This is a genomic window from Ideonella sp., assembly GCF_036277275.1.
In the GTDB taxonomy this organism is placed as follows: domain Bacteria; phylum Pseudomonadota; class Gammaproteobacteria; order Burkholderiales; family Burkholderiaceae_C; genus Ideonella.
Genome location: NZ_DASUNH010000135.1, coordinates 47,374 through 70,954 on the forward strand (window position 1 = coordinate 47,374; position 23,581 = coordinate 70,954).

A 23,581-nucleotide genomic window follows, 5' to 3' on the forward strand; every position below is an offset into this window, starting at 1 on the left:
GGCACCCACAGCCAGCCACCGCGCGCCAGGGACTTCCAACCACCTGAACTCCGCGAGGGCCGCCATGGGCGACCAACTTTGCGGGCGGGATGCGCGATGAGCGCCCGCCTGCTGCGCGGGCGGGCCGGGCGATGCCGCTGGCGCCCCCTGGCTTGCGCCGCTTTCCTACCGAGGCGTTGCCGGCACCGGCCATCGTCGGGGTCTCGTGACGGCGCCGACGCCGGGTCCGCGCCCAGAGGCCCACTGCTTTCGGCGAGCCACGCTCTGCTGCGTGGGCTGCCAACCCCCGTTGTGTCCCGACGCCCTGACGGCCGCTGCCTTCATGCAGCGGTGCTTGGCGGCGCGTCGGTGGCGCTGCCTGCGCGTCCCGTCCTCGCGGCGCCCCAGGGGCCGGCCGGCCTGCTTGCCTGAGCCACCCGCATGTCACCTCACCGCCCGCGGCATTCGCGCCACACGCCAGGCGCCAGGTCTCCCGGCCGTCGCACCGTGCGCGCCTGGCCTGCGCTTGCTGCGCCCCGGCCGAGCCCGGTCGCCCGCGGCCGTCCGTCCGCCTGGCGGGCTGGCTGGCCCGCGCCGCCAACCTACGCGGCTCGGGCGCCGACTCCAACCCCGACCCCGTTTCCGATTCCCTGTTCGAGGACCCTCCGCTGTGATTTCCCTGCCGTTCCGACCCCATCCACTGCGTTTGGCCGTGCTCAGTGCCTGGCTCGCCGTGCCCACCCTGGCCGGGGCCCAGGCCGCCCCGCCAGCCAGTGAAGCCGAGGCGAAGAGCACGACGCTGCAGCGCATCGTCGTCACGGGCCAGACGGAGCAGGAGCAGGATGGCGACGCCTACCGCGCCCGCGCCAGCCGTTCGGCGACCGGGTTGGACTTGTCGCTGCGCGAGACGCCGCAGTCGGTCAGTGTGTTGACGCGCAGCGTGATGGACGACTTCAAGCTCAACAGCGTCAACGATGTGCTGGCGATGAGCCCGGGCGTGATCGTCGAGAAGGTGGAGACCGATCGCACCTACTACAGCGCGCGCGGTTTCGACATCGTCAACTTCCAGGTCGATGGCATCGGCACGCCGATGACCTATGGCCTCGTCGACGGTGATCTCGACACGGCGATCTACGAGCGTGTCGAAGTGATCCGCGGGGCCACCGGCCTGCTGGCCAGCACCGGCAACCCATCCGCGACGATCAACTTCGTGCGCAAGCGGCCGACGGCCGCGTTCCAGGCTTCGGCCGGGCTGCTGCTCGGGTCGTGGAACCAGAAGCGTGTCGATGCCGACATCGCCAGCCCGCTGAACGAGGCCGGCAGCGTGCGTGGCCGCGTCGTGCTGGCGGTGGAGGACAAGGATTCGCACCTCGACCGCTACCACCTGAAGAAGGCCGTGTTCTCGGGCATCGTCGAGGCCGACCTGGGCGACAACATGCTGCTGACGGCTGGCCATGTCCAGCAGGCCAACCGGCCCAAGGGCAACAACTGGGGCGCGCTGCCGCTGTGGGACAGCGCGGGCCAGCCGACCGACTACGACGTCTCGGTCAACACCGCACCGGCCTGGACCTACTGGAACGCCGACCTGGGCCAGACCTTCGTCGAACTGCAGCACCAGTTCGCCAACGGCTGGAACCTGCGCGGCGCGCTGACGCACAAGTCGATCAGCTCGCAGGGGCGGCTGTTCTACGTGTATGGCGAACCCGATGCGGTGACCGGCGCCGGCACCAAGGCCTATCCGTCGCTGTACGACCAGGACAACCTGCAGAACATCGTCGACCTGCGGGTGAACGGGCCGTTCGAGCTCTGGGGTCGCAAGCACGAGCTGGTGCTGGGTGCCAGCGCCTCGCGTTCCGGCCTGCAGGCGGTCTCGCACTATGGTCGCGGCATCGGCACCCTATTGCCCGACCTGGCCACCTGGGACGGCGACTACCCGATTCCCGTCTTCGACGCCGCCATCGACGGCAGCAGCTTCATCGACCGCCAGCAGAGCTTGTACGGCGCCGTGCGGTTGCGCCCGGCCGATGCCTGGCAGGTGCTGCTCGGCGCCAATGCCACTTGGATCGACAGCGAGGGCGTGAGCTACGGCGCACCGCGCGCCAAGAGCGAGAACAAGGTGACGCCTTACCTCGGCGTGGTCTATGACCTGATGCCGACGCTCTCGGCCTATGGCAGCTACGCGGGCATCTTCCTGCCGCAGACCGAGCTGCGCGTCGACCGCAACCGCCTCGATCCGGCCCGCGGCTCCAACCTCGAGCTGGGCCTGAAGGCCGAATGGCTGGACAAGAAGCTGCTGGGCACGGCGGCGCTGTTCAAGTCGCGCCAGGACAACCTGGCCTCGTTCGACCGCACGGTGGACGACCCAAACGACCCGAACGACATCCCGTTCTCGGCCTACAAAGGCGTGGACACCCGCAGCCATGGCGTCGAGCTGGAGCTGGCCGGCGCGATCACGCCGGACGTGAAGCTGACCGCCGGCTACACCTGGCTGGAAGTCGAGGACGCGCAGGGCGAGGCCACGCGCACCTTCATCCCGCGCCAGTTGCTGCGCGTGGCCGGCTCGTGGCAGGCGCTCGACGCGCTGAAGCTGGGCGCGTCGCTCAGCTGGCAGTCCGGGATCTACCGTGACGACGGACCCGTGCGCACGCGCCAGGACGCCTACGCCTTGCTCGACCTGATGGCCCGCTACGAGTTCAACAAGCAGTGGAGCGCCACGCTGAACCTCGAGAACGTCACCAACCAGAAGTACCTCACCAGCCTGTACTGGAGCCAGAGCTACTACGGCGCGCCGCGCAGTGCGAGCGTCTCGGTGGACTGGAAGTTCTGACCCGAGCATCGATGGAGGAGCCGTGATGCGCACCTGGCTTGTTCGACTGCACCGCTGGTTCGGCCTCTCGGCCGCGCTGTTCCTGTTCATCGCCGGCGCCACGGGTGCGCTGATCTCGTGGGATCACGAGCTCGATGCGTGGCTGAACCCGGTGTTGTACGAGGCCCGCAGCGACGGCCCGGCATTGCCGGTGGCCGAACTGGTGGCGCGCATCGAGGCGGCCGATCCCAAGGCCCAGGTGACCTACCACCCGCTGGCGGTCGAGCCCGGACACGCCTTCGTCGCCTTCGTGGCGCCGCGCTGGGACGCGACGGCCGGCCAGTTGCACACGCTGGGCTACAACCAGATCGCGCTCGACCCGGCCACCGGCGACGTCCAGGGACGGCGTGAATGGGGCGCCGTGTCGCTCAGCCGCGAGAACCTGTTACCGTTTCTGTACAAGCTGCACTACTCGATGCATCTGCCTCAAAGCCACGGCATCGAATGGGGCATCTGGCTGATGGGGCTGATCGCGATCGCCTGGGTGGCCGACACCCTGATCGCGCTGTGGATTTCGTTCCCCAGCCCGTCGCAGTGGAAGCGCTCGTTCGCCTTCCGCTGGGCAGCGGGCGGCCACCGGCTGGTGTTCGACCTGCACCGCTCGGGCGGCGTGTGGCTGTTCCTGCTGGTGCTGATGATCGCTGTCACATCGGTGGCGATGAACTTGAACAACCAGGTGATGCGGCCGGTGGTGTCGTGGTTCTCGACGCTGTCGCCCACGCCATTCGCCAGCCGAACGCCGGCGGCGCGGCCGATCGAGCCGCTGGTGGGGCGCCCGGCGATCGTCGCGGCGGCCGAGGCCGAGGCGCAGCGCCGCGGTTGGACCGCGCCGGCTGGCGCGGTCTTCCTGTCGCCGGACCTGGGTCTATGGGGGGTGGGCTTCTTCCGGCCCGGCTTCGATCATGGCGACGGGGGCCTGGGCAACCCGTGGCTGTACTACGACGCACGCAGTGGCCAACCGGCCGGCGACAGCGTGCCCGGCACCGGCAGCGCCGGCGACATCTTCATGCAGAGCATGTTCCCGTTGCATTCGGGTCGCATCATCGGGCTGCCCGGCCGGGTGTTGATGTCCTTGATGGGCGTGGTGATTGCCGTCTTCAGCGCCACTGGCGTCTACCTGTGGTGGAAGAAGCGGGTGGCGCGGGCGCGCGTCGCGGCCCGCCCATCGGAGGTCGACATCTCCCCAAGGCCGATGACGGCGACGTCATAACTGTCCGGCCGCGGGGCGGGCACAATCGCGGGTTCATGCCGGGCGGCGGGTTTGCTCCTGTCGCCCAGCCCGGCCTTGTTTGGCCGTGGCCCCGGCACCCCCGACGAGCCCAGCGAACATGCAGTCCAACGAAACGACTTCCGCCGCCAACAGCGCCCCACGACTCAGCCAGCGCGACCAGGGTCGCCACAGCTACAGCCGCGACGAGCTGCTGGCCTGTGGTCGTGGTGAGCTCTTCGGCCCCGGCAACGCGCGCCTGCCGCTGCCCAACATGCTGATGATGGACCGCATCGTCCGCATCGACGACAACGGCGGCGTGCACGGCAAGGGCCTGATCGAGGCCGAGCTGGACATCCACCCCGACCTCTGGTTCTTCGCCTGCCACTTCGAAGGCGACCCGGTGATGCCCGGTTGCCTGGGACTGGACGCGCTGTGGCAGCTGGTCGGCTTCTGGCTCGGCTGGCGCGGCAACCCGGGGCGTGGCCGTGCGCTCGGTTCCGGTGAGGTCAAGTTCTATGGCCAGGTCTTGCCCACGGTCAAGAAAGTGACCTACCGTCTGGACCTCAAGCGCGTGATCGAGCGCAAACTGGTCATGGGCATTGCGGACGGCCACATGTTTGCCGATGGCCGCGAGATTTATTCGGCCACCGACCTGAAGGTGGGCCTGTTCACTTCGACGGAAGATTTCTGATGCGCCGTGTCGTCGTCACCGGTACCGGCATTGTGTCCAGCCTGGGCAACAACGCCGCCGAGGTCACCGAGAGCCTGCGCGAAGGCCGCTCGGGTCTGAAATTCAACCCGACCTATGCCGAGCGGGGCATGCGCTCGCAGGTCAGCGGCAGGCCATCGATCGACCTCGAGGCCGCGATCGACCGCCGCACGCTGCGCTTCATGGGCGACGCGGCGGCGTACTCGTTCCTGTCGATGCAGCAAGCCATCGAGCAGGCCGGCCTGACGCCGGAGCAGGTGTCGAACCCGCGCACCGGCCTGGTCGCCGGCTCGGGCGGTGCGTCCAGCTTCAACCAAGTGTGGGCGGCCGACACGCTGCGTGCCAAAGGTATCAAGCGCGTCGGGCCGTTCATGGTCACCCGCACGATGGGCAGCACGGTGTCGGCATGCCTGGCCACGCCGTTCGGCATCAAGGGCGTCAACTACTCGATCACCTCGGCCTGCGCGACCAGCGCGCATTGCGTGGGCCACGCCGCGCAGCTGATCGCCTGGGGCCAGCAGGACATCGTCTTCGCCGGCGGAGGTGAAGAAGAGAGCTGGGAGCTGTCGCTGTTGTTCGACGCGATGGGTGCGATGAGCAGCAGCTACAACGACCAGGCCGACCGTGCGTCGCGCGCGTTCGACGTCTCGCGCGACGGTTTCGTCATCGCCGGCGGCGGCGGCATGCTGGTGCTCGAAGCGCTCGACCATGCGCGGGCCCGCGGCGCGAACATCATTGCCGAGCTGGTAGGCTTCGGTGCCACCTCGGACGGCCACGACATGGTGGCGCCGTCCGGTGAAGGGGCGGTGCGCTGCATGCAGCAGGCGATGATGACGGTGAAGACGCCGATCGACTACATCAACGCCCACGGCACTTCGACGCCGGTCGGCGACCTGGCCGAACTGGGCGCGGTGCGCCAGGTGTTCGGCGACCAGGTGCCGCACATCAGCTCGACCAAGTCGCTGTCTGGCCACTCGCTCGGCGCCGCTGGCGCGCAAGAGGCGATCTACTCACTGCTGATGCTGCAGAACGGTTTCCTCGCCGCCTCGGCCCACATCGAGAACCTCGACCCGGCGGCCGAAGGCCTGCCGATCCTGCGCCAGCGGCTCGACGGCCCGGTCAACACCGTGATGTCGAACAGCTTCGGCTTTGGCGGTACCAACGCGACGTTGGTGTTCTCGAAGTTCGCGGGCTAGTGCCGTTGTGAGCGACGGTCGCAGCTAACGCCGCCGCTCAGCGCCGCCCGCGCCGCTGCGCCAGCGGCCGCTTGCCCTTGAGCTGGCGCTCGATGCCATCGTTCAGGGCGGCACGCAGTGCGTGCACCTCGTCGACGTGGCCATAGACGCCGGGGAAACGCAGGTCCAGCCAGAGCCACAGTGTGCAGGCGCGCAACGCCTGCTCCATCGCGTCGAGCCGGCTGTGGCCGTCGACGTCTTGCAGGAACCACGGTGCGTTGACACGGCCATGGCGCGCGTGCTGGTGGCTCCAGTCGAGAAACTCCTGCACCTGGCCTTCGGTGCGCGTGTCGACCGGGGCCTGGGCGTAGATGAAGCGTTCGCGCAGGCTCAAGCGCCCGGCGCTGTCGTCCAGGCGCTCCGCCAGCTCCAGCATCGCGTCCAGCTCGGCCACCGCGAAGTGGGCATCGTCGAGCTTGAGTTGATCGACGAACACGCCCAGCACCTCGCGCAGCCGCGTCTTGTCCAGGCGTGTGGCGATTGTTTCGACGTGCCAGCCGTTCGGCGCCACAGGCGCCTTGAAGTCGCGTGGCGCGCGCGGCTGCTTCGGCAGCAGTTCCTTCAGCACGCGCGCCGCCGTCGGTTCGGCTTCCTTCAGCACGCCGACGAACCCTTCTTCGTGGATGCCGTAGCGCCCGGCGCGGCCGGCGATCTGGTGCACCTCCGACTCGTTCAGTTCGCGGTCGGCGACGCCGTCGAACTTGTTCATCGTGCTGAACAGCACGCGCTGGATCGGCAGGTTCAGGCCCATGCCAATCGCATCGGTTGCGACGAGGATGTGTGATTCGCCCTGTGCAAAGCGTTCGGCCTCGCGCCGGCGGACCTCCGGCGGCAGTGCGCCGTAGATCACCGACACCGGGTGGCCGTCCGCCGCGATCTGGTCACGCAGCATCAGCACGTCGCGCCGGCTGAACGCGACGACCGCGTCACCCTTCTTCAGCTGCGACAGCGGTACCGGATGCGCGAGGCGCTCGACATGCTGCTTGCGCTCGAAGCGCCTGATGCTGCAGCGTTCACCACACAGGCCCAGCAGCCGCTCGATCGCCGCCACGGCGTAGGACGAGCAGATGATGATCACCTCGTTGGCCGGCACGGCGACGATGGCTTGCGTCCAGGCCCAGCCGCGCGACGAGTCGAAGATCATCTGCGCTTCGTCGATCACCGCCACGTCGATCGGCGCGGCGGTGTTGACCATCTCGATCGTGCTGGAGACGACGCGTGACTGCGGTGCGGGCACGTTCTCTTCGCCGGTCAACAGCGAGCAGGGCACGCCGCGCGCGACCAGACGGTCACGCCCTTCCAGTGCCAGCAGGCGCAGCGGCGCGAGGTAGGCGCCGTCCAGCGCCTGGGACAGGCGTTCGAAGGCGGCGTGGGTCTTGCCGCTGTTCGGCGGGCCGACGTACAACGTGACGCTGCGTTGCAGGCGGCGCGCCTTCTCGAAGGTGTCGGGGTAGCCCTGGAAGGCCAGCTCGCTGTTCAGCCGGGCCAACGTGTCGGCCTCGGCGACCTGGTGCTCCCAGCGGTCTTGCGCGCGGCTGCAGGCGGCCTTCAACTCGTCCAGCGCCTGCGGGTTCGTCACCAGGGCCTGCGGGCCGCTGCACTCGGCCTGCAGACGCGGCAGCAGCGATTCGAGCTCCGCCGCGTTCAGCGAGCGGCTGCGCTCGACCAGGGACTCGATGTGCGCCACCAGCTCGGGCGCGTGCGGATAGTGCGCCGGCGGGCCCAGTGCGGCGTGCAGCGCCGCTTCGTCGCCTGTGCGGTAGAAATTCCAGACGATGTCGGGATCGACCGGTACCCGAAACAGCACCGGCACGCGCCAACCGTTGCTCGGCACCGTCAGCGCATGGCGGATCAGCCGCGACCACTGGCCGGCGCGGCGTGTCACGGCCGCCGCCTCCAGCGCGGTGGCCCGCTCGATCATCAGCGGCCGCGCCTGCGGGCCGGTGCCGACGGCGTCCAGGTGCGCCAGCGCCGCATCGAGCAGCGCCGGCTCGATCCACCGGCTCGGGCGTTGGCCCGCAGCGGCCTTTTGCAGCAGGATCAGCCCGAGCTTGTCCAGGTGCTGTTCGAAATCGGGGCTGTTCTCGGCCAGGTAGTCGGCCGGTTTCACCACCTGCGGCAGCGCGTACGCGGCCTGGCGGATGCGGTTGAACTCGGCCTTGCCGATGTGGGGCGGCAGGCGCGAGGCGTGGCGGGCGTTCGGCAGGGTCAGCGAAGGCTGGCCGGGCTTGTGAGCCGGCCCAGGCGCGCCGTTCGGCGTCGCGGGGTGGGAAGTCTTGGGCATGTAGGGTTGGCAGGGTAACCGCAATGCACCGGTCAGCGGCCGACCAGTTGGTCGGGCGCGCGCTCGGTGATGGCTGCGATGCAGGGGTGCGAGATCTGGCGTTCGACAGTCACCGCATAGAACTCTTCCACCAGGTCGGACGTCCGACCGACCACCCGCACGCCATACTGGGCCGAGGTTTCCGACTCCAGCACCGTCGGCGTCATGAAGACGCCGCGGCCCTCGCCGCCGAAGGCCTTCATCAGCGCCGCGTCGTCGAACTCGCCGATCACATGCGGGCGGATCTTGTGCATCGCCAGCCAGAAGTCGAAGCGCTGTCGCATCGCTGAGGACGAGCCTTGCAGCAGCATTGGCGCGCCGTCCAGGCACTGCGGGAATTCGCCGGCCAGGCTGCGCTTGAGCGCGGGCGCGGCGAAGAAGCTCATCGCCGTCGAGCCCAGCAGGTGGTTGAAGGCCTTGACGCTGATCTGCCGCCCCATCGGCTCGTCAGCGATCACCAGGTCCAACCGGTGCACCGCCAGCTGGCCGAGCAAATCCTGGAACTTGCCTTCGTGGCACAGCAGCCGCACGTGGGCCGCCACGCCCAGCGCCGGCTCCAGCAGCCGGTAGGCGACGGCCTTGGGCACCGAGTCGGCGATGCCGACGTGAAAGTCCAGCGTGCGCTCGCCACTGCGGGCCTCGCCCAACTTGGCTTGAAGCTCGGCGCCGAGGGCAAAGATTTGATCGGCGTAGCCCAGCACCAGGCGCCCTTCGTCGGTCAACTCCAGCCCGCGGCCCGCCTTGCGGAACAGCGCACAACCCAGGCGCTCTTCGAGCAGCTTGATCTGGCCCGACAGGGTTTGCGGCGAGATGTGCAGTTGCTCCCCGGCACGCACGATGCCCCCGGCCTTGGCGGCGGCCCAGAAGTAGTGCAAGTGCTTGAAGTTCATGCCGTCGTGTGAATGTTTCGCATTATTCGAAGTATTGCATGAACATTTCCGACTGTACGCGACGTATTCGGCTGCCTACAGTTCGACGTTTTCAACCGGAACCACGGCGATGGAATTCCTGCTCGACCCCAACATCTGGATCGCCTTCGCGATGCTCACCGCCCTCGAGATCGTGCTGGGCATCGACAACATCGTCTTCATCTCGATTCTGGTCGGCCGCGTGCCGGCGCAACAGCGTGACCTTGCGCGCCGGCTGGGTCTCGGTTTCGCGATGGTCACCCGGGTGCTGCTGCTGCTGTCGCTGAGCTGGGTGATGGGCCTGACCACCGACCTGTTCTCGCTGTTCGACCAAGGCATCAGCGGGCGCGACATCGTGCTGCTGGCCGGCGGCCTGTTCCTGCTCTACAAGGCCTCCCACGAGATCTTCATCGAAGTCGAGGCCCGCGACGAGCATCCGTCCGCCATCGCGGCGACGGCCAAGGCGTCGGCAGGCATGTTCTGGGGCGTGATCGGCCAGATCGCGGTGATCGACATCGTCTTCTCGCTCGACTCTGTCATCACCGCGGTCGGCATGGTCGACCAGATCGGGGTGATGATCGCCGCCGTGCTGGCGTCGGTGGCCGTGATGCTGTTCGCTGCCAAGCCGATTGGCGAATTCGTCGATCGCCACCCGTCGGTCAAGGTGCTGGCGCTGTCGTTCCTGGTGATGGTGGGCATGGCGCTGACGGCCGAAGCCTTCGACATGCACGTTCCCAAGGGCTACATCTACGCGGCGATGGCCTTTTCGCTGGTGGTGGAGTCGCTCAACATTCGTGCGCGCAACAAGCGCCTGGCGTTGGCCGGCAAGACGGCGGAGGCCGATTAATCCGATTTTCTCGAACTTGTGGTTCGAATCATTCGACTATTCATGAATGATTGTTCAGCCTAGAGTGAAGCTGTCTCTACCTGCAAAGGAATCGCCATGAACCTCCAACCTGTCCGCACCGGCGGCTACCCATCCGGCAGCGCCGGGATCGATACGCAGCAGCGCAACCGCGTGCTGCGCAACACCTACTGGCTGCTCGCCCTGTCGATGCTGCCCACCGTGCTGGGCGCCTGGGTCGGTGTGGCCACCGGCGTGACCAGCGCGATGTCGCCGCTCGTCGGCCTGATCGTCTTCCTGGGCGGTGCCTTCGGCTTCATGTTCGCGATCGAGAAGACCAAGAACTCGGCCGCCGGCGTGCCGGTGCTGCTGGCCTTCACCTTCTTCATGGGGCTGATGCTGTCGCGCCTGGTCGGCGCCGTGCTGGGCCTGTCCAACGGCACGGGCCTGGTGATGACCGCCTTCGCCGGGACCGGCGCGATCTTCCTGGGCATGGCGACGCTGTCGTCGGTGATCAAGCGTGACCTCAGCGCGATGGGCAAGTTCTTGTTCATCGGCATGATCATGCTGTTCGTCGCCGGCATCGCGAACGTCTTCCTGCAGTCCAGCGCGTTGATGATCACGCTGTCGGTGGTGGCGATCGGCATCTTCTCGGCCTTCATCCTCTACGACCTGAAGCAGGTGCAAGACGGTGTCGAGACGAACTACATCAGTGCCACCTTGAGCGTCTACCTGAGTCTGTTCAACGTGTTCCAGTCGTTGCTCAGCCTGCTGGGCATCTTCGGCGGCCGCGACGAATGAGTTCCGAACGGCGCTGATCCTTCCTGATCGGTCACCCACCACGCACACGCTTTGACCATGCACAACTCGCCCCACTTTCACCCGCGCCAAGCGTCCCCGTCGCTGTGGTCCGCAATGGGCCGCGCCGCGCGGGTGCTGCTTGGCCTGGCGCTGCTGGCCGGTACCTTGCTGATCGGGCTGCTCCTGCTGGCGGGCCTGCTGTTGCGGGCGGCGTTCAGGGGCAGGCGCGAAGCACCGATCCAGTGGCGAGGCACCGGCATGTGGCCGCCTGCCCGGCCGTTCGGGGCGCCTTCGCCGGCGCGCCGGCCGGCCGGCGAGGTGGTGGACATCGAAGCACGGGAAATCGGGCCGTCGGCCCTCAAGTAGCGGCAGGCCCGCCAAGACGGTCAATAACGCGTCAGCACCCGGTATGTCAAGGTCGCGCTGCCCTCGGCGGGCACCTTGACCTGCCACTGCGCGATACCGGCGGCCAGCTTCGTGTGCTTCTGCGATTCTTCCAGCATCGTCCAGTCGCCAGGCACCGGCTCGCGCACGGTGACCGTCACCGCCTCGGGTTTGGCATTGCGCAGCACGATCTCGTAGGCGCTCTCGCTGGCGCCACGCGTCTTGTTCTTCGTGTCGCGCCGCCGCCAGTCGGTTTGTTTTTTGTCGGCCGTGACGTCGAAGGCGTCGCCCACATGCAGCCGAACAGTCTCGTTCTTCGGCGTGTGGTCGATCGAGTCTTCGCCGACGAACTGTGCATTGCCGGCGCTGTCGCGCTTGTACAGGCGCACCACGCCCTTGGGCAACGGTTCGCCCAGGCGCGTGCTCTCACGGTTGGCGAACTCGATGTAGACGGCCGTCTTCAGCTTCTTGCCGATGTCGCCGACGCTGTCGGTGTAGTAGTGCTCCTGCCCGTGCAACACCAGCTCTTTGGTGACGGGCACGCCGCTGGCGTTGAGCAGGGCCACCTGCTTGGTCTGCTGGTCGGCCAGCGTGGTGGGCCGGCTGACGGTGTACAGGTGGTACTCGAACAAGGCTTCCTGCGAGACCGTCACCTCCGGCGGTGGCGCGAAGACGCGTCCGTTCACGGCCTGGTCGGCTTCGATGGGTTCTTCCTGCACCAGATTCACGTCGCCAGCCACCAGCTGCAGCTTGGCGTTCGAATAGCTGGTGCCACTCTGGTTGGTCAGCGTGAACCAGCCATTCAGGTCGATGCTGCGGTCGTCGGCCGACAGCTCGGCCACGTAGTCGGCACGCCACGCCAGCCCTTTGGTCAGGTACGACAGCTCCACGTCCTGCGGGCCGGCGCGCTGGCTGTCCAGCTCGGTCACCAGCGTCGGCCGGTCGCGCAGATTGGCCGGCACACCGTCGAACACGATGCGACCGGGCTGGCCGGTCTCGATGCGGTCGCCCATCTTCAATACCACGCCTTCATGCGCACTCAGCACCTGGGCCGATTCGGTGGTCTCGGCCCCGCTGGTCGGGTGCGTCTTGACGATTCGCACCGTCTTGCCGACGTACTTCTCCAGCAGCGTGGCTGGCGTCAGCAGATCGAAGTCGAAGTTCTGTTCGAGCAGGCGGAACGAGCCGGGGTTCGACAGGCTGCGCAGCTGCGCCGTCTCGGGGCGCATGTTCGCGCTGACGTCACGCAACGCGATGCGGTTCGACCCGCGGTCCAGCGTCAGCCGGCGCGCATCCTTCACCAGTGCCAGGTCGGCGTTGTAGATCGTCACGGCCACCGACTGCTGGTCTTCCAGCGTGCTGCGGCGCTCCACCGGTTGCGCTTGCGCTGCGCCCACCAGCGTCGCGAGCGCCGCCACGGCCAGTGGTGTTCGTCTTGTCGTTCTTGTCATGGGTCTCTCCACGGCCAATGTGTCAGAAGCGTACCAAGACGCGGTACTTCAGCGTCGTGCTGCCACCGGCGGGCACGTTGATCCGCCATTCGGCGGTGCCCGCAGCCGCCTTGGTGTGCTTCTGCGATTCCTCCAGCATCGTCCAGTCGGCGGGCACCGGCTCGCGCACCGTCACCGTCACGGCTTCGGTCTTGGCGTTGCGCAGCACGATCTCGTAGGCACTTTCGAAGACATAGCTGGCCTTGTTGGTCGGTTCGCGGCGCTTGAAATCGGTCTGCTTCTTGTCGGCTGTCACGTCGAAGGCGTCGCCCAGGTGCAGGCGCACGGTCTCGTTCTTCGGCGTGTGGTCGATCCGGTCTTCGCCGACGAACTGGGCGTTGCCGGCACTGTCGCGCTTGTAGACGCGCACCACGCCCTTGGGCAGCGGCAGGCCGAGGCGCGATGCTTCGCGGTTGTTGAACTCGACGAACACGCCCGCCTTCAGCTTCTGCCCGATCTCGCCGACGCTGGTGCGGTAGTAGTGGTCGTTGCCGCTGACCAGCAACTGCTTGGTCACCGGCACGCCGCTCGCATTCAGCAGCGCCACCTGCTTGGTCTGGTTCTCGGCCAGGGTTGTCGGTCGGTTCAACGTGTACAGGTGGTACTCGAACAGGGCCTCCTGCGCCATGGCCGGGGCGGCCGCCATCGGCGCCGGGGCGATCCCTCGCTCGGCCTTGGCCATGCGCAGCTCTTCGCGCACCCGGTTGACGTCGCCAGCGACGAGCTGGAGCTTGGCATTCGAATAGGTCGTGCCGCTCTGGTTGGTCAGGGTGACCCAGCCGTTCAGGTCCAGCGCCGAATCGTCGGCATTCAGCTCGGCCACGTAGTCGGCCTTCCATGACAGGCCGCCGGTCAGGTAGGACAGCTCCATGTCCTGCGTCCCGGCGCGCCGGCTGACCAGCTCGGTCACCAGCGTCGGGCGGTCGCGCAGGTTGGGCGGCACACCGTCGAAGACGATGCGCCCCGGCACACCGGTCTCGATGCGATCGCCGATCTTCAGCACCACGCCGCCGTTGGCGCTCAGCACCAGGGCCGATTCGCTCGATTCGGCGCCGGTTGTCGGGTGGGTCTTGACCACGCGCACGGTGCGGCCGACGTACTTCTCCAGCAGCTTGGCCGGCGTCAGCAGGTCGAAGTCGAAGTTCTGCTCGAGCAGGCTGAACGAGCCGGGGTTCGACAGGCTGCGCAGCTGTGCGGTTTCGGGCCGCATGCGCGCGCTGACGTCACGCAGCGCAAGGCGGTTGGCACCATCGTCGAGCGTGACCTTGCGTGCGTCCTTCACCAGCGCCAGGTTCTCGTTGTAGATCGTGATCGCCACCGATTGCTGGTCGTCCAGCGTGCTGCGCCGCTCCGGCTTGGGCGCCGACGCGAGCTGTGCCTGCGCGCCGGCGGCAGCCAGGACAAGGGTGAGCACGGCCAACGCGATGGGGGAGGGGGCTGTCACGGACATGGGGTTTTCTCCTGGGTGAAATGCAAGCAGACGGGATGCTGACTCAGATTGATACGCCGCAACTGCCGCGACGGGGTTAAACGCCTGTCTTCTTGAGAGAAGGCGGTTCTGAGCGAGGGTGAGAACTGCGTCACGTCTCGCCCTCTTTTGGGGGCGCGCGGGCAGGGCAAGCGCTACAAGGGCGCCTGTTGCAAGCCGATACAGTGGTCGACATCGAGACAAAGGCACACCCGCACGAAAGTCGGGGTCGCAAAGCTTCCGGTCTAAGGCCTTCGGGCGACGACAGCGGGGTTGCCAACCGAGACGGGCCCGCCACTTCCCATGGTGGCGCCCGCCGCGCTCCGCACGCCTGTGCGGTGCTGGCAACCGTGCGCGGCCGGCAGATTGTGCGACTCCCCTCCTTGCGGCCCAGGTGCAGGGCTCGAGACCACTTCAGCCAGGGAGTTGCCCATGAGACGTTTCATCAGTTTCGTCATCGTCATCGAGTCGCGCTTGCTTCGTCTGGCACTGGCGTCCTTGCCCTTGCTGGCGCTGGTGGCCGCGCTGTGGGGCCCTGCGGTGGCCCGGGCGGCGGCGCCTGCGGCCGCGTCGCACAAGCTCGCGCCCGATCTGCGCGAGGCCTTGCAGGCGAACAACGCCCCAAGACCCCGCTGGTCGCGTGACGTCGACGGGGTGCGTTATGTTCGCGCCTTGATCGTGAGCAACTCTGCCGATCCGGAGCTGATGGACCTGCGGGCGCATGTGCTGGCGGTCGGTGGCTCCGTCTACTACCGCTACCTGTCCATCAGTGCGCTGTCGGTGCTGTTGCCGGCTCAGCGGGTCGCCGACATCGCGCAACGGCCGGATGTGCAGAGCATTTCGCCGAACCGCATTGCACGGCGCACCTCGAGCGAGCTGGAACAGGTCACCGGCGCAGCCGATCTGCGTGCCGGCCGTGCCGACGCCACGCTGGACGGTCGTGGCATCGGCATCGCCGTGCTGGACTCCGGCGTGGCCTGGAATCATCAGAGCTTTCGGGACGCCGCCGGGCACGCCAGCCGGGTGGCGCGCGCCGTCGACTTCGTGAAGGCCGGTGACGCGACAGGCCGGTTGTGGCAGCCCGGCATCGACATCTCGGCCTGGATCAACAACGGCAACGACACCGGGCGTATCGCGTCGGCTTTCGAGCGCCTGATCGATGCCGACCGGACCGACCGTGCCGACCTCTACGGCCATGGCAGCCACGTGGCCGCGATCGCGGCCGGCAGCGGCGACTACCAGGCCACCGACTCCACCGGCGTCGCCCCCGGCGCGCGGCTGTTCGACGTCAAGGTGCTCGACGCCGCCGGCACCGGCGAGGTCAGCGATGTGCTGGCCGGCATCGACTGGGTGATCTACCACGCGAAGGAATACAACATCCGGGTGCTCAATGTGAGCCTGGCTGCGGATTCCTCGGAGTCCTACCTGACCGATCCGCTGTGCCGGGCGGTGCGCAGTGCGACAGCGGCCGGTGTCACCGTGGTCGTGGCCGCAGGCAACTTCGGCCTCGATGCCAGCGGTGCCGAGGTTTATGGCGCGATCAGCGCCCCGGGCAACGACCCTTCTGTGATCACCGTCGGCTCGGCCAACACCCGGGCGACCGTGCAGCGTAGCGACGACAGCATCAACCATTTCAGCTCGCGTGGGCCCACGCGCGGCGCCACCCTGGATGCCCGTGGCGTGCGCCAGCCCGACAACCTGCTGAAGCCCGACCTCGTCGCGCCCGGCAACCGCATCGTCGGCGCGCTGGCGTCGGACCGACAAGGTTCGGCGCAGGGCATGTCGTACCTCCCGCGTGCCTATCCCGAGATCTCGGCGCCGTATGGCGGCAACGCGCAGCCGAGACTGAAGCAGCTGATGAACCTGAGTGGCACGTCGGTCGCGGCGCCGGTGGTTTCCGGCACCGTGGCGCTGATGCTGCAGGCCAACCCGGGGCTGACGCCGCCGCTGGTCAAGGCCATCTTGCAGTACAGCGCGCAACCGATCGCCGATGCCAACCTGCTGCAACAAGGCGCGGGGTTGCTCAACGTTCCCGGCGCTGTCGCGCTGTCGCGCGCATTGCGCAGTGACATAGCGGCGGCGGTCGAGGCCGGCAGCATTGCACCGGGCGCTTCGCTGCTGGCCGCCGGCAAGAGCCTGCCGGCACCGGAATCGGTCATCAATGGCACGCCGGTGCCGTGGAGTCGCATCGTTTTCGCCGGTGGCAACCAGGTGCTCAGCGGCTCGGCGTTGTTCACCCGCTATCAGCCGCTGTACGACCCCCACCTGTCCTGGGCGCGTGGCCTGGTGCAGAACCACGTCGTGAGCCACTGGCCGGCGCGTCGCGGCGAGGCCCCGAACACCTGGGTCCGCTCGATCGTCGCCCGGCCCGCAGCCGGCCAACGCCTCGTCACCGCCGGCGTGGTGTGGGCAGCGCCGCTGGCCGGCAGCAGCTCGCTGCGCAGCCAGAGCGGGGTGTTCATCCCGACGGCCAGGCTGGCCGACTGGCTGGCTTCCGGCAGTGGGCTGGTGCTCAGCGAGGGCATCGTGCTGAGCGAAGGCCTGGTGTTGAGCGAGGGGCTGGTGCTCAGTGAAGGCCTGGTGCTGAGCGAAGGCCTGGTCCTCAGCGAAGGCCTGGTGCTGAGTGAGGGCCTGGTGTTGAGCGAAGGTCTGGTGCTCAGCGAGACGCAGGTCGGCCCCGTCGGCGAGCCATGACCGGCAGCACCGTCGCACCACCCCTGCTGCCCAACGCCGGCGCAGACCCCATGGACCAGACGCTCGCCCCGACCGACGAGCGCCTGCCCCCGTGGGTGCGCCTGCATCGGCAGCTGATGCCGGACTACAACCGCAAGGCGGCTGGCTACTGGTGGTGCGTCGTCTTGCTCGGCGCGGCGATCATCGCCCGTGCGCTGGTGCACCTGGCCGGGCTGCCGGCGACCGCGTGGATTCAGATCGTCGTTGCCACCGGTTTGGCGATGGCGGCAGGCCTGGTGCCGGTGCGCATCCCGCGCTCCACCAACTCGTTCACCGCCGGCGAGATCTTCATCTTCCTGTTGCTGCTGATGAGCGGGCCAGAGGCCGCGGCGCTGGCCTCGGCGAGCGAGGCGCTGGTGGGGGCCTGGCGCAGCTCCAAGCGCTGGACCAGCCGCATCGCCAGCCCGGCGATGGCCGCCATCGCGATGTACGTGGCAGGCTCGGCCCTGCAGGGCGTGCTGGCGTTGCAGCAGCGCTTCGGCGTCGGCCACGACGCCTTGCTGTTGCTGGCAGCGATCCTGTTCGCCTTCGGCTACTTCCTGCTCAACACCTTGCTGGTGACCATGTTGCCGCGGCTCAAGCGCAACGAGCCGCTGAACCTGAAGATCTTCGTCGACTCGTTCGGCTGGCTCGGCATCGCCTACGCGGGCAATGCCTCGGTCGCGACCTTCCTGTACCTGAGCTTCCGGCAGTCGGGCATCGTGGTGGTGATAGCCGCCGTGCCGATCATCGTGATCCTGCTGACCACCGGCCACTACTTCTTCCGCCGCGAAGAGGCCGAAGAGGCGGTGCGCAAGGCGCGTGAGCAGCAGGCGGCGCAGCGCCAGTTGCTGGAGAACGCGCGCACCGCCGGCATGGCCGAGATCGCGACCAACGTGCTGCACAACGTGGGCAATGTGCTGAACAGCGTCAACGTTTCGACCGAGCTGATCTCGACCAAGCTGCGCGAATCCGAGGTCACCGGCCTGGCGCGCGCCGTGCAACTGCTCGAAGACCATGCCCACGAGATCGGCGATTACCTGACGAACGACAAGCGCGGTCGCCTGTTGCCCCACTACCTGAAGCAGCTCGCGCAGACGCTGGAAGAAGAACGCCAAGGGATGGCCGCCGAGCTGGCCGCGCTGGCCCGCAACGTCAAGCACATCAAGGAGATCGTCACGACGCAGCAGGCCTACGCCGGCGCATCGAGCATCGTCGAGCCGGTGCAGATCCTCGACCTGGTGGAAGACGCGTTGCGCATCGACACCGGCGCGCTGCTGGGCCACGAGGTGCAGGTGCTGCGCGAGTTCGAGCGCGTGCCGGCGCTGATGCTGGACAAGCACCGGGTGCTGCTGATCCTGGTCAACCTGATCGGCAACGCGCGCTATGCGATGCAGCGGGTGTCCGGCGGCGTGCACCAGCTCACGCTGCGTGTCCAGCGCGTCGACGACAGCAAGCTCCAGATCGTCGTCGCCGACACCGGCGAGGGCATTGCGGCCGAGAACCTGGCCCGCATCTTCGCCCACGGCTTCACGACCAAGAAAGACGGCCACGGCTTCGGCCTGCACAGCTGCGTGCTGGCCGCGCGCGAAATGGGCGGCACGCTGCAGGCGGCCAGCCCCGGCATCGGCCACGGCGCCGTCTTCACGCTCGAACTGCCGCTGCAAGAGCCCACCGACGCCTGCGCGCGTGCGCAGGCCGAAGCGGCGGCCCCGGAGATTTCATGACCACAGCCCCCAACCGGCGCATCCTGCTCGTCGACGACATGCCGACGATCCATGACGACTTTCGCAAGATCCTGGCACCGCAATCGGCCGCCAAGTCGGCCCTGGACGCGACGCGCGCGGCGCTGTTCGGCGACGAGATCGTCACCTCCGACGAGGCCCCTTTCGAACTCGACTCGGCCTACCAGGGCCAGGAAGGCCTGGCCAAGTTGCAGGCCTCGCTGGACCAGGGCCGGCCCTATGCCATGGCCTTTGTCGACATGCGCATGCCGCCGGGCTGGGACGGCGTCGAGACGATCGAGCGCCTGTGGCAGACCGACCCGCGGCTGCAGGTGGTCATCTGCACGGCGTACTCGGACACACCCTGGGAAGAGGTGTTCCAGCGCCTGGATGCGCGCGACCGGCTGCTGATCCTGAAGAAGCCGTTCGACAACATCGAGGTCCGGCAACTGGCACAGGCGCTGACGGCCAAGTGGCAGATGACCCAGGCCCTGGCGTTGCAGATCGACAGCCTGGAAGCCGCGGTCGAAGAGCGCACGCGCAAGCTGACGCAGGCCAACGAGGCGCTGCAGACCGAGATCAGCGAGCGCAAGCACCTGCAAGCCCAGCTGGTGCAGCAGGGCAACCTGGCGTCGATCGGCCAGTTGGCGGCCGGTGTGGCGCACGAGATCAACAACCCGATCGGCTTCATCTTCTCGAATTTCGGAACGCTCGAACACTACCTCGACCATCTGTTCCGCCTGCTCGCGGCCCACGAGCGGGCCGAGCCTGCTGCCAGCTTGCGCTCGTTGTACGAAGAGCTGCAGATCGACTACCTGAAAGAAGACGTGCCGATGCTGATGCGCGAGTCGAAAGACGGCATCCTGCGCGTGCGGCAGATCGTGCAGGACCTGAAAGACTTCTCCCGTGTCGATTCGGCGCAGCAGTTCCAGCCGGCGCAGCTGCACCAGGGCATCGACTCGACGCTCAATGTCGTGGCCAACGAGATCCGCTACCAGGCCGACGTGGTCAAGGAATACGGCCAGCTGCCGCCGGTCGAATGCCTCGCGTCGCAGATCAACCAGGTGGTGATGAACCTGGTCGTCAACGCGGCGCATGCGATGGGCAGCAACCGCGGCCGCATCGTCATCCGCACCGGCGCCACCGCCGACGAGGCGTGGTTCGAAGTGGCCGACAACGGCAGCGGCATCCCACCCGAGGTGCTGCCGCAGATCTTCGATCCGTTCTTCACCACCAAGCCGGTGGGCAAGGGCACCGGGCTCGGGCTGTCGCTGTCCTACGGCATCGTGCAGAAGCATCGTGGCCGCATCAGCGTGGACAGCGAGGTCGGACGTGGCACCACCTTCCGCGTCACGCTGCCATTGCGGCAGACGGCCGAGGCCGCCGAAACGCCGGATCTGGTGGCGGCTTGAGGGTCGCCGCGTCGCGCGGGGCGCGCCGTCTCGATAATCGCGCATGAACCGCATTTCCCAGCCTTCCGACGCGCCCACCACCGGCCCTGCCTTCAGCCAGCTCGCGCTGCCCCCGGCGACGCTGCAGAACCTGCAGCGTCTCGGCTACGACAGCATGACCCCGATCCAGGCCGCGAGCCTGCCGCTGGCGTTGGCGGGACATGACCTGATCGCGCAGGCCAAGACCGGCAGCGGCAAGACCGCCGCGTTCGCGCTGGCGCTGCTGGCCAACCTGAACCCACGGCGTTTCGCGGTGCAGTCGCTGGTGCTGTGCCCGACGCGCGAGCTGGCCGACCAGGTGACGCAGGAGGTGCGCCGTCTCGCGCGGGCCGAAGACCACATCAAGGTGTTGACGCTGTGCGGCGGTGCCACGATGCGGCCGCAGCTGGCCAGCCTGGAGCATGGCGCGCACATCGTGATCGGCACGCCGGGCCGCATCATGGACCACCTGGAGCGCGGCAGCCTGAACCTCGAAGCGCTGAACACGCTGGTGCTCGACGAGGCCGACCGCATGCTCGACATGGGGTTCTACGACGACATCGCCAGTGTCGCCAAGCAGTGCCCGGCGCAGCGCCAGACGCTGTTGTTCTCGGCCACCTACCCCGACGGCATCGCCAAGCTCAGCGCGGCCTTCATGCGCCAGCCCAAGGAAGTCAAGCTGACCGAGGTTCCGGCGGCCACGCAGATCCGCCAGGTGTTCTTCGAGGTGGCCGAGGACGAGCGGCTGCACGCGGTGTCGCTGCTGTTGAACCACCACCGCCCGGTCAGCACCTTGGCTTTCTGCAACACCAAGCAGCAGTGCCGCGACCTGGTGCAGGTGCTGCGGGCCCAGGGCTTTGCTGCGCTGGAGCTGCACGGCGACCTCGAGCAGCGCGACCGCGACCAGGTGCTGGTGCGTTTTGCCAACCGCTCGTTGAGCGTTCTGGTGGCCACCGACATCGCCGCGCGCGGACTTGACATCGCTCAGCTCGAGGCGGTGATCAACGTCGACATCTCGCCCGACCCGGCGACCCACACCCACCGCATCGGTCGCACCGGTCGGGCCGACGCGCAAGGCTGGGCCTTCAGCCTGGCCTCGATGGACGAGATGGGCGCGGTCGGTCGTATCGAGCAGGCCGGCGGCTTCGAGTCGCAGTGGCAACCACTGGCCAGTCTGACTCCCACCGGCGCGGGCCCGCTGCTGCCGCCAATGCAGACGCTGCAGATCGTCGGTGGGCGCAAGGAAAAGATCCGCCCGGGCGACGTGCTGGGCGCGCTGACCAAGGATCTGGGCTTCGAAGGCGCACAGATCGGCAAGATCAACGTCAACGAGTTTTCGACCTACGTCGCGGTGCAACGCGACATTGCCGCCAGCGTCTTGGGCAAGCTGTCGGCCGGCAAGGTGAAGGGCCGCAGCGTCAGGGTGCGGCTGCTCGACAGCTGACGCCCGGCTGCGGTTCGCGCCTGTCGCGACCCGTCGGGTTCAGGATTTCAGCATCGCCAGCAGCAGCAGCCTGGCTTTCTCCCAGTCCCGCCCGACGGTGCGCTTGTTCAAGTCCAGCGCATCGGCGATCTCGGCGTCCGAGTAGCCGCCGAAGTAGCGCATCTCGACCACCACCGCCAGGCGAGGCTCGACCTGTTCCAGCGCGAGCAACGCGTCGTTGATCTTCAGGATTTCGTTTTCGCCGGCGGGCAGGTTGTCACTGATCAGCGTGTTCAGCGTCAGCTCGGCCTGGCCGCCGCCGCGCCGCTCGGCCTGGCGCTCGCGCACCGTGTCGACGATGACCGAGCGCATCACCCGCGACGCATAGGCGAAGAAGGCCCGGCGGTCCTCGAGCCGCAGATGGTCGGCGTTGAGAAAACGCAGGTAGGACTCGTGGACCAGCGAGGTCGTGTCGAGCACGGTATTGCGGCCGCCGCCGCTGTGCAGGCGAGACCGCGCGAGCTTGCGCAGCTCGGGGTAGGCGGCGGCGAACAATTCGTCGCGCGCCGGCGGGTTGTCCGAAGACATGTGCTGGATCAGCTGTGTCAGGCTCTTCATCGGCCACCTCCCATGGCACGCTGCGTCCGGTTCGACGCCGATTCTGCCTCTTGCGCGGGCCCACCCTTCCGAGTGCCTTGGGCGACCCGGCCCCGCCCGTTCATCCGCGGCATGTCGCTTTTGCCCGCCCGATTCCGTCTGGTTGGGTATGAGTGGCCAAAGGAGTCTGTGCATGAACACCGTGCTGGCGTTGGTTTCGGCCCCGTCGACATCGCCACGGGCCCAGGCCACAGCCCGGCAGGGCGCGGCCGGTCTGGGTGGCACCTGGTGCTTGGAAGGTCAGTGCTACCGAGGCATCGTCTGGGGTCCCGAATCCTGGTTCGATCCCGCGGTCGGCAAGTTGCTGCGGCAAGACCTCGACTTTTTTCCGGTCGTTCGTGGCCAACGCGCCACCCCGCTGATCCTCTACATCCACCCGTCGCGCGACACCAAGACCATCCATCCAGGGCGCCGCATGCTGTACGACCGGCTCGTGCAGGAGGCGCGTGCCTGGGGCTTCTCGGTGGCCAGCGTCGAGTACCGCCATCCGGGCCTCGACGACCTCATCGATGCGACGCCGGACAACGACATCGCGGCCGCCCGGCGCTGGTTGCATGCGCACGCCGGTCCCCTCGGCATCGATGCTGGCAATGTCTTCATCGTCGACCAGTCGCGCGGCACGCTGGGGTTGCGGACAGCGCTGCAGCACCGCCACGACCCGGCGGTGCGCGTCAATGCGGCCTACAGCCACCACGAGCGGACCACCTTCCGCGGCCTCGAGGTGGCCCGCCGGTTCGTCGCTGAGTCCGATGGGCTGGGCTTCGTCGACCGTATCGCCCCCGAACGCGCCTACGACGGGGTGATCCCGTTCTTCCAGCGCTACCTGAGAGCCTGAGAGGTTCGCACATGCCGGCCCATCACGCCAGAAGTGACCCGCTCGTCGGTGCATGTGCGCCGTGGCTGTGCCCGGTGTCCGGCTCGGGCACCCCTTGGTGCGCCGCTCGGGTGCGCGCGAAAAACTGCGAGGCTCTGAGGTAACGTGCCGCAGCAGGGAGGGCCATGGGTTTGACGGGGTTTCGGGGATCGCCGATCGGACGGGCGCGCAGGGCGGCAGCGCATGCTGCGGAGGCACGGCGATGGCCATCGGCGGCGCTCAGCTGAGCCGCCTCAGCGAGCTGCTCGAACAGGCGCTGACGATGAGCCCGGCCGAGCGCCGGGCCTGGTTGGCGGCCCTGCCGGAGCAGGATCGCCCGCTCGAGGCTGCGCTGCGCGACATGTTCGACGCCCAGGGCGAGGCGCAGGCCTTTCTGGCGACGATGCCGCGCGTGCTGCCCGAAGCCGGCGACACCGGCGAGCCGCAGCCTGGCGAGACGGTGGGGACCTACCGGCTGGTGCGCCCGGTGGCGCGCGGGGGCATGGGCAGCGTCTGGCTGGCCGAGCGTGCCGACGGTGCGCTGCAGCGCACCGTCGCGATCAAG

17 protein-coding genes, 1 pseudogene and 1 riboswitch are annotated in these 23,581 nt (G+C 67.9%); of the genes and pseudogenes, 13 read left to right on the forward strand and 5 right to left on the reverse strand.

Translation table 11 applies throughout. From position 1 onward, the window contains the following. Positions 1-649 precede the first annotated feature (649 nt). The 4 genes from VFY73_RS22930 to fabB all read left to right on the forward strand — a co-directional run bounded on the left by VFY73_RS22930 (position 650) and on the right by fabB (position 5,960). Positions 650-2,806 (forward strand): TonB-dependent siderophore receptor, encoded by a 2,157-nt coding sequence (locus VFY73_RS22930; RefSeq protein ID WP_329723153.1) that lies wholly within the window; start codon positions 650-652, stop codon positions 2,804-2,806. 25 nt (positions 2,807-2,831) lie between these two features. Further along, positions 2,832-4,055, forward strand: coding sequence for a PepSY-associated TM helix domain-containing protein (locus VFY73_RS22935; protein WP_329723155.1), 1,224 nt, complete (start codon positions 2,832-2,834; stop codon positions 4,053-4,055). A 118-nt stretch (positions 4,056-4,173) separates the two neighbouring features. Continuing rightward, on the forward strand, positions 4,174-4,746 hold the full coding sequence (gene fabA, locus VFY73_RS22940; RefSeq protein ID WP_329723157.1) for a 3-hydroxyacyl-[acyl-carrier-protein] dehydratase FabA: 573 nt from the start codon (positions 4,174-4,176) through the stop codon (positions 4,744-4,746). Continuing rightward, a complete protein-coding gene (gene fabB, locus VFY73_RS22945) occupies positions 4,746-5,960 on the forward strand; it encodes a beta-ketoacyl-ACP synthase I (protein ID WP_329723159.1) in 1,215 nt (404 codons plus the stop codon). Before fabA ends, fabB begins: the two co-directional genes overlap by 1 nt. A gap of 37 nt (positions 5,961-5,997) precedes the next feature. Here fabB and VFY73_RS22950 read toward each other — a convergent pair whose 3' ends face one another. Together VFY73_RS22950 and nhaR are read right to left on the reverse strand one after the other, a co-directional pair. After that, positions 5,998-8,283 carry a helicase-related protein gene (locus tag VFY73_RS22950; RefSeq protein WP_329723161.1) on the reverse strand — a complete coding sequence of 762 codons (2,286 nt, stop codon included), beginning with the start codon at positions 8,281-8,283 and terminating at the stop codon, positions 5,998-6,000. 32 nt (positions 8,284-8,315) lie between these two features. Then, positions 8,316-9,212: a transcriptional activator NhaR gene (gene nhaR, locus VFY73_RS22955; protein ID WP_329723163.1), complete on the reverse strand. Its 897-nt coding sequence runs from the start codon at positions 9,210-9,212 to the stop codon at positions 8,316-8,318. A 109-nt stretch (positions 9,213-9,321) separates the two neighbouring features. On the opposite strand from nhaR, the gene VFY73_RS22960 reads away from it, so the two are divergent. From VFY73_RS22960 to VFY73_RS22970, 3 genes are all read left to right on the forward strand, one after another. Beyond that, positions 9,322-10,077 carry a TerC family protein gene (locus tag VFY73_RS22960; RefSeq protein WP_329723165.1) on the forward strand — a complete coding sequence of 252 codons (756 nt, stop codon included), beginning with the start codon at positions 9,322-9,324 and terminating at the stop codon, positions 10,075-10,077. A 96-nt stretch (positions 10,078-10,173) separates the two neighbouring features. Continuing rightward, positions 10,174-10,875 (forward strand): Bax inhibitor-1/YccA family protein, encoded by a 702-nt coding sequence (locus VFY73_RS22965; protein ID WP_329723167.1) that lies wholly within the window; start codon positions 10,174-10,176, stop codon positions 10,873-10,875. Between the two features lie 57 nt (positions 10,876-10,932). Next, the gene (locus VFY73_RS22970; protein ID WP_329723169.1) at positions 10,933-11,241 is read left to right on the forward strand and encodes a hypothetical protein; all 309 of its coding nucleotides are present in this window, start codon (positions 10,933-10,935) and stop codon (positions 11,239-11,241) included. A 20-nt stretch (positions 11,242-11,261) separates the two neighbouring features. Here the strand turns inward: VFY73_RS22970 and VFY73_RS22975 are convergent, their stop codons facing one another. Then, a complete protein-coding gene (locus VFY73_RS22975; protein WP_329723171.1) occupies positions 11,262-12,710 on the reverse strand; it encodes a DUF4139 domain-containing protein in 1,449 nt (482 codons plus the stop codon). 22 nt (positions 12,711-12,732) lie between these two features. Next, the gene (locus VFY73_RS22980) at positions 12,733-14,199 is read right to left on the reverse strand and encodes a DUF4139 domain-containing protein (protein ID WP_329723173.1); all 1,467 of its coding nucleotides are present in this window, start codon (positions 14,197-14,199) and stop codon (positions 12,733-12,735) included. A gap of 213 nt (positions 14,200-14,412) precedes the next feature. Continuing rightward, positions 14,413-14,498, forward strand: a riboswitch (cyclic di-GMP riboswitch). A 151-nt stretch (positions 14,499-14,649) separates the two neighbouring features. Here VFY73_RS22980 and VFY73_RS22985 point away from each other — a divergent pair. Genes VFY73_RS22985 through dbpA form a run of 4 tightly spaced genes read left to right on the forward strand, consistent with a single transcriptional unit; the run spans position 14,650 to position 21,527 of the window. Next, positions 14,650-16,911: a S8 family serine peptidase gene (locus VFY73_RS22985; protein WP_329723175.1), complete on the forward strand. Its 2,262-nt coding sequence runs from the start codon at positions 14,650-14,652 to the stop codon at positions 16,909-16,911. After that, on the forward strand, positions 16,908-18,656 hold the full coding sequence (locus VFY73_RS22990; RefSeq protein WP_329723177.1) for a sensor histidine kinase: 1,749 nt from the start codon (positions 16,908-16,910) through the stop codon (positions 18,654-18,656). Before VFY73_RS22985 ends, VFY73_RS22990 begins: the two co-directional genes overlap by 4 nt. Beyond that, positions 18,653-20,065 carry an ATP-binding protein gene (locus tag VFY73_RS22995; protein ID WP_329723179.1) on the forward strand — a complete coding sequence of 471 codons (1,413 nt, stop codon included), beginning with the start codon at positions 18,653-18,655 and terminating at the stop codon, positions 20,063-20,065. The genes VFY73_RS22990 and VFY73_RS22995 overlap by 4 nt, the downstream gene beginning before the upstream one ends. Positions 20,066-20,108: 43 nt before the next feature. Further along, a complete protein-coding gene (gene dbpA / locus VFY73_RS23000; RefSeq protein WP_329723181.1) occupies positions 20,109-21,527 on the forward strand; it encodes an ATP-dependent RNA helicase DbpA in 1,419 nt (472 codons plus the stop codon). A gap of 39 nt (positions 21,528-21,566) precedes the next feature. Here the strand turns inward: dbpA and VFY73_RS23005 are convergent, their stop codons facing one another. Further along, the gene (locus tag VFY73_RS23005) at positions 21,567-22,124 is read right to left on the reverse strand and encodes an ECF-type sigma factor (RefSeq protein WP_329723183.1); all 558 of its coding nucleotides are present in this window, start codon (positions 22,122-22,124) and stop codon (positions 21,567-21,569) included. Between the two features lie 172 nt (positions 22,125-22,296). Here VFY73_RS23005 and VFY73_RS23010 point away from each other — a divergent pair, with 172 nt between their 5' ends. Further along, positions 22,297-22,998 (forward strand): hypothetical protein, encoded by a 702-nt coding sequence (locus VFY73_RS23010; RefSeq protein ID WP_329723185.1) that lies wholly within the window; start codon positions 22,297-22,299, stop codon positions 22,996-22,998. 241 nt (positions 22,999-23,239) lie between these two features. Beyond that, positions 23,240-23,581 (forward strand): annotated as a pseudogene (locus tag VFY73_RS23015) (hypothetical protein); the annotation flags it as partial.